Genomic DNA, 13,142 nt, shown 5'->3' with positions numbered 1-13,142 from the left:
CAGATGAAGATTGGATCCTGCTCATTTGCCAACCTTCCATGCCAAGTCCTTGGGGCCGGTGCCGACTGGGGACTGAATCGGGGCGAATTCCGGCTGGCTTTCGGCGTCGGATGGCGGATCGGCCTTTTCGATCTTCACCTTGAGGTCGAACCACGCGGCCTGCCCGGTGATCGGGTCCGAGTTGGCCCAGCGCATTCCGTCGCCTTTTGGGGGGAGGAGTTCATGGATCAGGTGGTTCAGCAAGAAGCCCTTGGTGGCTTCGGGCGCGTCCTCTTGCAGGGCCCATGCGCCTTTCCGTTTGCCGATCGCGTTCCACGTCCAGACGGTGTTGTCGTTGAGCGCGGCCATCTCCATCACCGGAACGGTGATTTCGCCGTGGGGCGAGGTGACTTTGGCCCAGTCGCCGTCTTGTAGCCCGTGTTCACGCATCAGTTTGGTCGGCACGTAGAGCGGGTTGCGTCCATGGAGTTGCCGTAGCCACGCGTTCTGGGTGCCCCAGGAATGGTACATCGCCATCGGGCGTTGGGTCAGGGCGTTGATGGTGAAGCCTTCGTTGCCCTGCTGGTCGGTCTCGTACCAGATGGGCAGCGGGTCCATCGTGTCTTTGAGGCGCTGACGCAGGTGCTCGGGGGGTTGTTTGTTTCCGTGCCCTTCGGCGGCCAGTTGGAACTTGCGCATCGGCTCGGAGTAGAGCTGAAACAGATAGGGTTGCGGGCTGTCATAGAGGCCCATGCTGACCGCCCAGTCCTGATAGGCCGTGTTCCACGGTTTGTAGTAATCCGCACCTTCGGGGATATGGGCGACGTAGAAGCCGCCATTGTCTATATAGCGGTTCAGCTGGTCTGGATTGACCGCGCCGCGCCCTTCTTTGTCGCCATCCTCGCCCCGGAACCCCGCAAGCGGTCCGATACCCGGTTTGCGTTCGTGGTTGACGATATAGTCGGCGTAGTCCTTCCATTTGGGCGTGCCGTCTTCGTTTGTGAAGCCCGGCAGGCTCATGCGGTTGGCCAGTTCGATCAGAACCGACTGGAACCCGCGTACGTCGCGGTCGGGCTCGACCACTGGCCAGCGGATCGCGTCGGCGGCGGCATCGGCCTCGCAGATCGGGCGGTCCAGCAGCGAGATACAGTCGTGCCGTTCGAGATAGGTGGTGTCGGGCAAGATCAGGTCGGCATAGGCCACCATTTCCGAGGAATAGGCATCCGAGTAGATGATCTTGGGGATGACATATTTGCCGTCTTCGGTTTTGGCCGAAAGCATCTCCATCACGCCCTTGGTGTTCATGGAGGAGTTCCACGACATGTTCGCCATATACATGAACAGCGTGTCGATCTTGTAGGGATCACCAGCGGCGGCGTTCGAGATCACCATATGCATCAGCCCATGGGCCGACATCGGGTTTTCCCAGGTGAACGCCTTGTCGATGCGCTGCGCGTTGCCGTGTTCGTCCAGCAGCAGGTCTTCGGGGCCGCGTGGGAAGCCAAGGTGTGGGCCTTCCAGAGGGCGACCGGGGCGGCGGTCTCCGTGCGGGGTGGGGTGCGCCTCGACCGGTTTGGGGTAGGGTGGTTTGAAGCGGAAACCGCCGGGGACCTCGACCGTGCCCAGCAGGATTTGCAGCACGTGCAGGGCGCGGCAGGTCTGAAAACCGTTGGCATGGGCTGAGATGCCGCGCATGGCGTGGAAGCTGACCGGGCGGCCTGTCATTTTGGAGTGCGTCTCGCCCCGGAAGTCGGTCCATTCGTGGTCCAGCTCGATCGCCTCGTCAAAGGCGACGCGCGCGATTTCGGCCGCAATCGCGCGGATGCGTTTGGCCGGGATGCCGCAGCGGTCGGCGACTTTTTCGGGGGCGTGGTCGTCGGACAGGTATTTCTCGGCCATCAGGTGAAAGACCGGGCGGTGCGTAACGCCGTCTTTGTCATAGGTGGCTGAAAGGTCCGGACGGACACCGGGTTTGTCAAAGGCAGTTGGTTCGCCAGTCATGCGGTCGATGACCAGTGGCTTGCCGTCGTCGTCGCGTAGGAACAGCCCCTTCTCGGGGCCTTCGGCGGCGTTCACCAGAACAGGCGCGTTAGTGTAACGGCTGAGATAATCGAGGTCGATCCTGCCCGCTTTCATCAACACATTTATCAGCGACAGGATGAACAGACCGTCGGTGCCGGGTGTGATCCCGACCCAATCGTCGGCTACCGCGTTATAGCCCGAGCGGATCGGGTTCACACCGATCACCCGTGCGCCGCGTGCCTTGATCTTGCCGATCCCCATCTTGATCGGGTTGCTGTCGTGGTCCTCGGCCACGCCGAACAGCATGAACAGCTTGGTATGCTCCCAATCGGGCTGGCCGAATTCCCAGAACGCGCCGCCCATGGTGTAGATGCCACCCGCCGCCATATTGACCGAGCAGAACCCGCCATGGGCTGCATAGTTGGGAGTGCCGAAATTCTGCGCCCAGAAGCTGGTGAAGCTTTGGCTCTGGTCGCGGCCGGTGAAAAAGGCCAGTTTCTGCGGGGCGGTCTCATGCAGCTCGTTCAGCCAGCCGACAGCGGTGCTGATTGCCTCGTCCCACTCGATCTCGCGGAACTCACCCGAGCCGCGTGGGCCAACTCGGCGCAGCGGTTTGCGCAGGCGTGAGGGCGCGTTGACCTGCATGATCCCGGCGCTGCCTTTTGCGCACAGAACGCCCTTGTTCACAGGGTGGTCGCGGTTGCCTTCGATATAGGCAACCTTGCCGTCCTTCATGTGGACATTGATGCCGCAGCGACAGGCGCACATGTAGCAGGTGGTCTTGCGGACCTCGTCGGAAACCTTGGGCGAGGTGTCGATCACTGGCTGGTTCAAATGCGCCCCCTTTTCAGCTTGCGACCCGATCATTCCCACGTTTTGCGAAAAATCGGAATAATTTTTTCGTTTTCATGCCTTGGGACGACTTATGTCCCGGCATCATTGTGTTGCGCCTGAACGGCGGTGACGGCGATCATGTGCAGGATGTCTTCGGACGAACAACCGCGCGACAGGTCGTTCGCGGGTTTCGCCAGCCCTTGCAGTACTGGGCCGATGGCCTCGACCCCACCGATGCGCTGGGCGATTTTATAGCCGAGGTTCCCAGCATTCAGGCTGGGGAAGACAAAGACATTTGCCTCACCCTTGAGCGGTGAGTCCGTGGCCTTGGTGGCGGCGACTTCGGGAACGAAGGCAGCGTCGAATTGCAGCTCTCCGTCGATCAGCAGGGTTGGGTCCTTGGCGCGGGCGATCTGTGTGGCCTCGACCACTTTGGAAACTTTGGGGTGGTCTGCGCTGCCCGAGGTAGAAAAGGACAGCATCGCAACCCGCGCTGTGTCGCCAGTCAGGGTGGTGTAGGAGTCAGCCGAGGCACGGGCGATTTCCGCCATCTCTTGCGCGTCAGGGTCCACGACCAGACCGCAATCGGCGAAGATGCGGGCGCCTTTGACGTCGTGATGGTCCTGACAGAACAGCATCAGGAAGAAGCTGGACACCATCGCCGCCTCGGGCGCGGTGCCGATGATCTGCAACGCGGCGCGCACGGTGTCCGAGGTGGTTTCGACCGCTCCGCCGACCGTGCCGTCGGCGATATCCTGTTGCACCAGCATGGCAGCATAGGTCAGGCGGTTGGTGATCTGCTGGCGCGCCTCATCCAGCGTCAAACCCTTGTGCTTGCGCCGCTCATACAGGGCCTGCGCAAGGCCGGGCGTCAGGTCAGAGGTGGCCGGGTCGTGAATGTCGATCCAATCCGGGTCATATCCCTGATGTGCGTTGAGAAGGGTCGAAACCTCGGCCCTGTCTCCGATCAGGATGATCCGCGCCACATTCTCTTTCACGGCCTTGACGGCCCCTTCGACAACGCGGGGATCGTCGCCCTCGGACAGGGCGATGATCTTGTCCGACGCGCTTGCCGTCCCGAGAATGGCGCGCAGAGGCTTCACGCCGATTACGCCCCGGCCTGCGGGGTCATGTCATCGGCGGTGACGCCTGCAACGGCCACCGGTTTCTTCATCGCGTCGCGGCGGAAGGGTTCACCCAGTTCTTGGTTGATCATGGCTTCGATCAGGGTGGTGATGCCGTTCTTCTGGTCCTCGATGGCTTGGTTCAGGGCTGCTGTCAGCTCGTCCATGGTGCGCGCGACAACGCCTTTCAGGCCGCACGCCTGCGCGATACCGGCGTAAGAGACCTTGGTGTCCAGCTCGGTGCCTACGAAGTTATCGTCGAACCACAGCGTCGAGTTCCGTTTTTCGGCCCCCCACTGAAAGTTGCGGAAGACAATCTGCGTAATCGCGGGCCATTCTTCGCGTCCAATGGCGGTCAGTTCGTTTACTGCGATGCCAAAGGCACCGTCACCCGCAAAACCCACAACCGGCACGTCCGGACAGCCGATCTTGGCACCCATGATCGACGGCAGGCCATAGCCGCAGGGACCGAAAAGACCAGGGGCCAGATATTTGCGGCCATCTTCGAAGGACGGATAAGCGTTGCCGATGGCGCAGTTATTGCCGATATCGGACGAGATGATCGCCTCTTTCGGCAGGGCGGACTGGATCGCGCGCCACGCCATGCGGGGGCTCATCCAGTCGGGCTTGGCCGCGCGGGCGCGCTGGTTCCATGTGGTGCCCGGATCGTCATCCTCGTGGTCCATGCTGGACAGCTGCTGCGCCCACGCGGATTTCTTCTGAGCGATTTTCGCCTTGCGCTCATCGCGACCGGCGTCGCCAGCTGTGTCGCTGAGATTTGCCAGAATGCCATTGGCCACCTTGGCCGCATCGCCGATGATGCCAACCGAGACCTTTTTGGTCAGACCAATCCGGTCAGGGTTGATGTCGACCTGAATGATCTTGGCATCGGCAGGCCAGTATTCCATGCCATAGCCCGGCAGGGTCGAGAACGGGTTCAGGCGGGTGCCAAGGCACAGAACCACATCTGCCTCACTTATTAGCTCCATCCCGGCTTTAGAGCCGTTATAGCCCAGCGGGCCAGCGAACAGCGGGTGCGAGCCGGGGAAGGCGTCATTGTGCTGGTAGCCGACACATACCGGCGCATCCAGACGCTCGGCCAGTGCCTTGGATGCCTCGATCCCGCCTTCGGACAGAACCACGCCCGCACCGTTCAGGATCACTGGATTCTTGGCGTTCGACAGCAGCTCGGCCGCCTGCGCTACGGCGCTTTCACCGCCCGAGGGACGCTCGAATTCCACAATCGCGGGTAGGTCGACGTCGATAACCTGAGTCCACATATCGCGCGGGATGTTCAACTGCGCAGGGGCGCTGGCGCGTTTGGCCTGCATGATCACGCGGTTTAGAACCTCGCACACGCGGGTCGGATCGCGGACCTCTTCCTGATAGGCGACCATGTCTTCGAACAGTTTCATCTGCTCGACTTCCTGGAAACCACCCTGACCGATGGTCTTGTTCGCGGCCTGCGGCGTGACCAGCAGCAGCGGGGTGTGGTTCCAATAGGCGGTTTTGACGGCGGTGACAAAGTTGGTGATACCGGGGCCGTTCTGCGCGATCATCATCGACATTTTGCCGGTGGCACGGGTATAGCCATCGGCCATCATGCCGGCGCTGCCCTCGTGCGCGCAGTCCCAGAACATGATCCCCGCTTTGGGGAACAGGTCTGAGATCGGCATCATGGCCGAGCCGATGATCCCGAACGCATGTTCGATCCCGTGCATTTGCAGAACCTTAACAAAGGCCTCTTCGGTGGTCATTTTCATCTGGTTGATCTCCGCGCATATATGAGTTTGGCCGGGCTGGCAGCCCCGCCTTTAGATATGGTTTTGGCGCAAGGGACAGGGTGGCGTTAGGGCCAGAAGTCAGGGCGGGTTAGGTCCAGATCGAAGTCAAGCTTTGCGGATCGTCTCGGCGATCCGTTTCACTCCTGGATCAATTCGGTCCTGCGGGATCGAAGAATAGCCCAGGCGATAGAAATTCCGCGGCCGGTTTGCGCCAGAAAAGAAGGGCGCGCCGGGCTCGATATGCACGCTTTGGTCTTGTAAGGCTCGGGCCAGATCGGTCGTGTCTATATGCTCGGGGGCTGACATCCACAGAGATGAGCCACCCATGATCCCCCGACCGGCGACGGTCAGACCATGGAGTTCAACCGCCTTGTCCATCGCTGCGCGTCGATACGCCAGCGCTTTGGACATGCGCCTGATCTGTGCATCGTAATGGCCAAGCGACAGGAAATAGGCCGCCGTGCGCTGGACATGCCCCGGCGGGTGGCGCAGAACCAGCGACCGAAGGGCGCGGGCTTCGCGGATGAACGGGGCGGACCCGACCATGTAGCCAAGGCGCAGTCCGGGAAACAGCGACTTCGAGAAGCTGCCTACATAGATCACCCGCCCGTCCTGATCCATGGATTTCAGAGCAGGAGAGGGCGCACCCAGAAAGGCCATCTCGAATTCATAGTCATCTTCGACCACCATCGCATCCAAAGCGCGGGCGCGCTCCAGCAAGGCAGTGCGGCGTTCGACCGGCATGGTGGCAGTGGTAGGGCTTTGGTGGCTGGGGGTGGTAAAGATCACATCGGTCTGCTCGGGCAGCGCATCTGGCGGCAGCCCGTCACGGTCCACGGCGACCGGAGCCATTTTGCAGTCTGAATGGCTTAAAAGATCGCGCAGAGCATAATAGCAAGGGTCCTCGATCACCGCCGTTCGATTGCGGTTCAATAAGATGCGCGAGGCCAACCACAATGCGTTCTGCGCGCCCAGCGTGATCAGAATCTCTTCGGGTCTTGCGGCGATCCCGCGGCGGGGTAGGGTATGGCGGGCGATGAATTCGACCAGAAGAGGGTCGTCCTGGTCGACATAATCCCCGGTCAGGGAATCGAAATCCTTGTGTCCCAGCGCCCGCACCGCACACAGGCGCCAGTTGGCATGATCGAACAGCGACCGGTCGGCCTGACCGTAGATGAATGGATAGCGGTAATCGCGCCAGTCGCTGGGCTTTGTCAGAGTGTCCCCGTCCGAAAATTTGCGCGCCAGGGCGGTGCTCCAATCCACAGTCTCGTCGCCGCGCGGGGTGGGCGTGTATTTCGGGGGAACCGGCGCGTTTTCCGACACATAATACCCCGACCGCCCCTTGGCTGTTAGATAGTCATTGGCCAGAAGTTCCGTATAGGCCAACGTCACCGTGATCCGGCTGACGCCCAGATGGGCAGCCAGTTTGCGGGATGAGGGCAGTTTCTCACCTACATGAAAACGGCCTGACAGGATACCTTCGGCAATCATCTGCTGGATCTGCGCTTGCAGAGTGCCCTGACCGTTGAGTTCCAGAAAGAAAGTGTCGACCGAAATACCCATGCGTATCTTATAGGGTGGACTTATGGGGGGAGCAATCTGGACTTACGCATTTTTGACTGTTGACGGGGCGATGCGAATAACTTAAATAACTAGAAATCTAGTTTAATGGAGTTGTGAAATGTGGGAAGCCGCCGCTGCGGGATTTTCTGCCATGGGGTCCGAGGCCCGGCTGAAGGTTCTAAAAACGCTGGTCCGCGCCGGTGAGGCCGGTCTGACGGTTGGAGAGATCCAGGACCGAACCGGGATTGCACCGTCAACGCTGGCACATCACCTGCGGTTTCTGGCCGCCGGAGGGGTGGTGCAGCAGGAGAAGATCGGCCGAACCACGATCAACCGCGCGAACTATGACGAGTTGAGGAAACTGGCGCAGTTTATCCTGTCCGAGTGCTGCGCCGACGAAGTGGGAAAGGCCGCAAACGATGGCTGAGCTAACACAAAACCCGAAGGTTCCGGCGAAAGTTGCGCAGGACCTGATCAAGACACCTTGGGCGGTGATCTTGGTCCTTCTGATTGGGGTCGCCGTTCTGGACCCGGCCAATTGGACCGAAGTGGTAACGTTTGCAGGCAAGGCGTTGGCGCATACCGGGCAGTATATCCTTTTCGCTGTGTTGCTACTGTCCTACCTCAAAGCAACGGGGGCCGAGGTCATGGTCGCCCGCGCTTTTGAAGGGCGCGAAACGCGGATGATATTCCTCGCCGCCCTGTTCGGAGGGTTGGCCCCGTTCTGTTCCTGCGAGGTGATCCCCTTTATCGCCGGTCTGCTAGCGCTGGGCGCGCCTTTATCTGCGGTTATGGCGTTCTGGCTCAGCTCGCCTCTGATCGACCCGCCGACCCTGCTGATCACGGCGGGTGCATTGGGGTGGCCGTTTGCCATCGGTAAGGCCGTCGCCGCCGTCGCTTTGGGTCTGTTCGGAGGCTTCGTGGTGCGTGCCTTGATGCGCGGCGGAGCGTTCGCCGAACCTCTGCGCGTTTATAAACCTGCCGGGTGCTGCGGTTGTGGACCTAAACAGGACGAGAAACCGGTCTGGGCCTTCTGGAAAGAGCCCGAACGCCGCACGCGCTTCCGCGCCGAGTTCGTCCAGAACGGTATGTTCCTGCTGAAATGGCTGGCTTTGGCCTATGTGCTTGAGGCGCTGTTGGTCAGCTATGTGCCGGCTGATCTGATTGCCCGTGTGGTGGGCGGTGAGGGCGTGGTGCCCATCGTGATCGCGGCGCTGGTCGGAATGCCCGCCTATCTGAACTCTTACGTCGCGCCGCCGCTGCTGGCGGGGTTGACCGAGCAGGGGATGAGCGCAGGCGCGGCGATGTCTTTCATGATTGCGGGTGCGGTCAGTTCGATCCCAGCGATGGCGGCAGTGTGGTCGCTGGTCAAGCCACGGGTCTTTGCGACCTACCTTGGGCTGGGGGTCACCGGGGCGATCATCGCAGGGGTTATCTTTCAGATGATCTAAAGGAAAAACCGCCCGGAGATGCCTCCGGGCGGTTTTGCTTATTGGTTGGCCTCGCAGAGGCTCGGCATTTTGAACCGGTACCGGGGCTCTTGGCTTTTGACGTAGACGCGTTTTTCGACGCAGGCGGTATCGCCGACGGTGCGAGCTACGTGTTCCTTGGATTCGTCGATCGAGATGGTGGACCCGTCGGGCAGTTGAACCGACGCGATGACGCCGTGTTTCAAGTCTCCATTCATCGGGGTCGCCGTCAAAACCGCAACCGTCAGGTACGAGTCGTGTTCATGCGCGCCGTCATCGTTGAGTATCAGCAGCGCTGCTGCGACCGAGACTGTGCCGACGATCGCCACCATCAGCAGGCCCCATGTTTTCAGAAATGCATAGATCGACACCGCACGGTGCGGGCCGAAGACAGAGGACAAAGCATTCAGCATAGGTATCTCGTGCAAAAAAGCCCCGGCCGTTTCGGACCGGGGCTGATTAAGTATCAGAAGCGCGGATCTTCGTCTTCTTCCTCGTTGCCGCCGCCTTTGGGCAGGTTGAAGAAGCTATCGGCGTCGATGATCGGCTCATCGTCTTTTTCCTCGACCGGGTCATCGGACAGCGAGAAGGTTTCCAGCCCTTCGATGGCGGTCGGGATTTTCGGTGCGGCGTCCATTTCCAGCGACTGCTCGGTCGAAACCAGCTTGCGGCGCTCATCATCGCTCATGACGCCACCTTCGGCGGCTTTCTTCGCGGCGGCTTTCTGGACAATCGCGTCCAGCTCGGACTGTTTGCACAGGCCCAACGCAACCGGGTCGATCGGCTGCATGTTGGCGATGTTCCAGTGCGTGCGCTCGCGGATCGACTGGATGGTGGGCTTGGTGGTGCCGACCAGCTTGGCGATCTGTCCATCGCTCAGCTCGGGGTGGAACTTAACCAGCCACAGGATCGAGTTCGGACGGTCCTGACGTTTGGACAGCGGGGTATAGCGCGGGCCACGGCGCTTTTCCTCACCTGCCGCAGCGGCGTTGAACTTGAGCTTCAGCTTGTGCAGCGGGTTGTTCTGCGCCGAGTCAATCTCGTCCTGGGTCAGCTGGTTGTTGGCGATGGGGTCGAAACCCTTGACGCCAGCAGCCACGTCGCCGTCTGCGATGCCCTGCACTTCAAGCTCGTGCATTCCTACGAAATCCGCGATCTGCTTGAAACTGATCGTGGTGTTGTCCACCAGCCAAACGGCGGTTGCTTTGGCCATAAGCGGTTTTGCCATCAGCCTGCCTCCTAATGCATACATCTGTCCCGTCGCCGGAATTCGGCGGCCCCGTGATCTTGGGGCAGGTTTCCGTTGTCGGGGAACTTCGCGCCTATATAGTCGCGCAAAGACAAGAAGGGAAGAGGCGAATGCGCCACGGGATTTTAGCGCTGGTCATTTGGGCGTTCAGCGGGTTGGTCGCATTGGCCGACGGCGAGAAAGCGGGCGTGTTCGACTATTACGTCCTGTCGCTGAGCTGGTCGCCCAACTGGTGCGCGCGCGAAGGCGATGCGCGCGGCTCTGATCAATGCGATGCGCGGCATGATCATGGGTGGATCCTGCACGGGCTTTGGCCGCAATTTCATCAAGGCTGGCCGTCTTATTGCCCGACCTCCAACGCCCCGCCGTCGCGCGCGATGACGCGCGAGATGGCGGATATTCAGGGGTCGTCAGGTCTGGCGTGGCACCAGTGGAAAAAGCACGGAACCTGTTCGGGCCTGTCTGCATTGGACTACTACGCCTTGTCGCGGCGGGCTTATGAGGGCGTCGCCCGTCCACAGGTGTTCCGTCAATTGGACGCTTCGGTCAAGCTGCCCGCCTCGGTGGTGGAAGAGGCGTTTCTCAAGGCCAACCCCGCGCTGGAGCGCGACATGATCACCGTCACCTGCAAACAGGGCTATATCGAAGAGGTCCGCCTGTGCCTGTCCCGCGATCTGTCGCCTGTGCCCTGTGGCCTGGACGTGATCCGCGACTGCGCGGCCAAGGATGCGTTGTTCGACCCGATTCGCTAGAGCTTGCGGTTCTGGCAATCGCGCGCATAGTCCAGCGCTTTGGCCGTGCCTTTAAGGTCAATCGCCATCACAACTTCGCCTGCTGGGTTGTAGACGGTCATCGTCCTGTTCTTTGCGATTGCCTCGACAAAGCTGCGGTCGGTGAAAAAGACGGTGGCACCGGGCACATCGCGCTGGTTGAACCCGATGGCAGTGGCATCAAAGCTCTGGCCGTCCAGTTCAAAACGGATCGGATAGCTTTCGCCCTGTTTGATATCACCCCAAGCCTTGTTGTAGACGGCAAAATACCCGCGATTGTCCAACGCATCATAGCCGATACGCACGACCGAGAGGTCCTGATACACCGTCTGGATCAAGCACCCGTTGCCGAGCGCGGGGTCCATCATGATGTTCCAGCCGTCGACAAAGCCTTTGTCGATTAGCTGCTGCGAAAACGTAGTAGTGGCTGTAAAGGCGGCAAGTGCGACAGCAAAAAGGCGTTTCATTACAGTTCCTAAAATCAAATGGACAAGGTCAAAGCCATAGTACACGCCGCGTGCGGCAGGCAAAGGCCATTCTTGACTGATGTCGCCACGAAGGAACACCTATGTGCATGGCGGAACCCGGCTTTGCCTTGCCAAGGGAACGCTTGAAACTTGGCTGTCGCACAATAGTTTTCGTCTCATAAAACAAGGAGCGAGCTATGCCGCAACATCCAAGAGCTTTCTCTCACATCGGCTTGTCCGTTCCAAACGTTGACGAGGCTGTACAGTTCTACTCCGAAGTCCTTGGTTTCTACGTGATCATGCCGCCGACCGATGTAGTAGAGGATGATACGGATATTGGTGTCATGTGTACCGATGTGTTTGGTCCGGAATGGAAAAAACTACGTATTGCACATCTCGCGACTGCTGATCGCATTGGGTTCGAGCTTTTCGAGTTTGACGGGAATTATGTACCGGAAAACAATATCGACTTTCGCCAGAATGGTACGTTCCATTTTTGCGTCCAAGACCCGGATGTCGAAGGCTTGGTGGAAAAAATCGTTGCAGCGGGTGGCAAGCAGCGGATGCCAATTCGATACTATTATCCCGGTGAGAAGCCCTACCGTATGGTCTATGTCGAAGACCCCTTTGGCATTGTCTTCGAGATTTATAGCCATTCCTACGAATTGACCTACTCGTCGGGGGCTTACACCTGACATATGAGACCGAAGCTTGTGTGTGGCCGGAAGGGGCCAAAGCGTTCCAGATGCTGCCGTTTTGCTAAGTTCAGAGCTCTTTTCGTGCCCTCAGTGCTGCCGTAATCGTCCCGTCATCCAGATAGTCCAGCTCGCCCCCAATCGGCACGCCTTGGGCTAGTGAGGTCAGGCGGACCTGCCCCTCCAACTGATCGGCTATGTAGTGGGCTGTGGTCTGGCCGTCTACGGTGACGTTCAGGGCGAGGATGACTTCGGTGATTCCTTCGGCCGCGACCCGGTGCTTGAGGCGCGGGATGCGCAGTTCGTCCGGGCCGACGCCGTCCAGTGCCGAGAGTGTCCCGCCCAGCACGTGATAGCGGCCTTTGAACACGCCTGCGCGTTCCATCGCCCAGAGGTCGGCTACGTCTTCGACTACGCACAGCTCTCCGGTGGCGCGGGCCTCGGCGTCGCAGATGTCACAGATGTCCGTGGTGCCCACGTTGCCGCAGTTCAAGCATTCGCGGGCGGTGATGGCGACCTGCTGCATGGCGTCCGACAGGGGTGTCAGCAGCAGCGCACGTTTGCGGATCAGGTGCAGCACCGCACGACGGGCCGAGCGGGGCCCAAGCCCCGGCAGTTTGGCCATCAGGTCGATCAGATTGTCGATGTCGCTGTTCGAACTCAACGCGCATACCCCTGCACAGGGGCCGGGCAGGGTGCCCGGCCTTTGGACCGTCAGGAGTGTCTATCAGAACGGCAGCTTGATGTCTGCGGGCAAACCCATGCTTTCGGTCAGCTTGGCCATCTCGGCCTGCGCGCGTTCGGCGGCTTTAGTCTGCGCGTCCTTGATAGCGGCAAGGATCAGGTCTTCGACGACCTCTTTGTCGTCGCCGTTGAAGATCGAGGGGTCGATGTCCAGACCTTTGAGTTCGCCCTTGGCGGTGGCAGTGGCTTTGACCAGACCAGCACCGGATTCGCCGACAACCATCAGATTGTTCAGTTCTTCCTGCATGTCGGTCATCTTGGTCTGCAGATCCTGCGCGGATTTCATCATCTTGGCCATATCGCCCAGACCGCCGAGTCCTTTAAGCATTACGTTTTCTCCTGCTAATCGGTTTGTCGCCTAGATACGGACAGCGCCCGTGCGGCACAAGGGGGCAGTGCCCTCCCGCCCGTCGTCGCGGTCTTTTGCAAGACCTCTCCT

General features: G+C 60.1%; 13 protein-coding genes. 4 read left to right on the top strand and 9 right to left on the bottom strand.

Annotation, left to right across the window (positions count from 1 at the left end; all coding sequences use genetic code 11):
- Nucleotides 1-21: 21 nt before the first annotated feature.
- The 4 genes from ACR0DB_RS17655 to pdxR form a co-directional block, all read right to left on the bottom strand.
- Nucleotides 22-2,868, bottom strand: a complete 2,847-nt coding sequence (locus ACR0DB_RS17655) for a molybdopterin oxidoreductase family protein (protein ID WP_480552297.1) — start codon at nucleotides 2,866-2,868, stop codon at nucleotides 22-24.
- Nucleotides 2,869-2,924: 56 nt separating this feature from the next.
- A complete protein-coding gene (gene pta, locus ACR0DB_RS17650) occupies nucleotides 2,925-3,938 on the bottom strand; it encodes a phosphate acetyltransferase (protein ID WP_480552296.1) in 1,014 nt (337 codons plus the stop codon).
- 5 nt (nucleotides 3,939-3,943) lie between these two features.
- Entirely contained in the window at nucleotides 3,944-5,722 is a 1,779-nt protein-coding gene (gene xsc / locus ACR0DB_RS17645) for a sulfoacetaldehyde acetyltransferase (RefSeq protein WP_480552294.1), read from the bottom strand.
- A gap of 126 nt (nucleotides 5,723-5,848) precedes the next feature.
- The gene (gene pdxR / locus ACR0DB_RS17640; protein ID WP_480552293.1) at nucleotides 5,849-7,309 is read right to left on the bottom strand and encodes a MocR-like pyridoxine biosynthesis transcription factor PdxR; all 1,461 of its coding nucleotides are present in this window, start codon (nucleotides 7,307-7,309) and stop codon (nucleotides 5,849-5,851) included.
- A gap of 118 nt (nucleotides 7,310-7,427) precedes the next feature.
- On the opposite strand from pdxR, the gene ACR0DB_RS17635 reads away from it, so the two are divergent.
- On the top strand, nucleotides 7,428-7,736 hold the full coding sequence (locus ACR0DB_RS17635; protein WP_480505327.1) for an ArsR/SmtB family transcription factor: 309 nt from the start codon (nucleotides 7,428-7,430) through the stop codon (nucleotides 7,734-7,736).
- Nucleotides 7,729-8,760, top strand: coding sequence for a permease (locus tag ACR0DB_RS17630; RefSeq protein WP_480552291.1), 1,032 nt, complete (start codon nucleotides 7,729-7,731; stop codon nucleotides 8,758-8,760). The genes ACR0DB_RS17635 and ACR0DB_RS17630 overlap by 8 nt, the downstream gene beginning before the upstream one ends.
- A 38-nt stretch (nucleotides 8,761-8,798) precedes the next feature.
- Here ACR0DB_RS17630 and ACR0DB_RS17625 read toward each other — a convergent pair whose 3' ends face one another.
- Entirely contained in the window at nucleotides 8,799-9,191 is a 393-nt protein-coding gene (locus ACR0DB_RS17625) for a hypothetical protein (RefSeq protein ID WP_170783039.1), read from the bottom strand.
- Between the two features lie 53 nt (nucleotides 9,192-9,244).
- The gene (locus tag ACR0DB_RS17620) at nucleotides 9,245-10,006 is read right to left on the bottom strand and encodes a DUF1013 domain-containing protein (RefSeq protein ID WP_170774713.1); all 762 of its coding nucleotides are present in this window, start codon (nucleotides 10,004-10,006) and stop codon (nucleotides 9,245-9,247) included.
- Nucleotides 10,007-10,137: 131 nt separating this feature from the next.
- Between ACR0DB_RS17620 and ACR0DB_RS17615 the strand changes: the two genes are divergently transcribed.
- The gene (locus tag ACR0DB_RS17615) at nucleotides 10,138-10,779 is read left to right on the top strand and encodes a ribonuclease T2 family protein (protein ID WP_480552290.1); all 642 of its coding nucleotides are present in this window, start codon (nucleotides 10,138-10,140) and stop codon (nucleotides 10,777-10,779) included.
- On the opposite strand, the gene ACR0DB_RS17610 is transcribed toward ACR0DB_RS17615, so the two are convergent.
- Nucleotides 10,776-11,264, bottom strand: a complete 489-nt coding sequence (locus ACR0DB_RS17610; protein WP_480552289.1) for a hypothetical protein — start codon at nucleotides 11,262-11,264, stop codon at nucleotides 10,776-10,778. The two genes, ACR0DB_RS17615 and ACR0DB_RS17610, sit on opposite strands and share 4 nt — an antisense overlap.
- A 197-nt stretch (nucleotides 11,265-11,461) precedes the next feature.
- On the opposite strand from ACR0DB_RS17610, the gene ACR0DB_RS17605 reads away from it, so the two are divergent.
- Nucleotides 11,462-11,959 (top strand): lactoylglutathione lyase family protein, encoded by a 498-nt coding sequence (locus tag ACR0DB_RS17605; protein ID WP_480505333.1) that lies wholly within the window; start codon nucleotides 11,462-11,464, stop codon nucleotides 11,957-11,959.
- Between the two features lie 70 nt (nucleotides 11,960-12,029).
- Here the strand turns inward: ACR0DB_RS17605 and recR are convergent, their stop codons facing one another.
- On the bottom strand, nucleotides 12,030-12,623 hold the full coding sequence (gene recR, locus ACR0DB_RS17600) for a recombination mediator RecR (protein ID WP_480552288.1): 594 nt from the start codon (nucleotides 12,621-12,623) through the stop codon (nucleotides 12,030-12,032).
- Between the two features lie 63 nt (nucleotides 12,624-12,686).
- Entirely contained in the window at nucleotides 12,687-13,031 is a 345-nt protein-coding gene (locus tag ACR0DB_RS17595; protein WP_170355334.1) for a YbaB/EbfC family nucleoid-associated protein, read from the bottom strand.
- Nucleotides 13,032-13,142 lie beyond the last annotated feature (111 nt).

This window comes from Ruegeria sp. AB6 (assembly GCF_056542685.1).
Note: the sequence above shows the minus strand (reverse complement) of the source record. Positions and strands in the feature narration are given on the sequence as shown.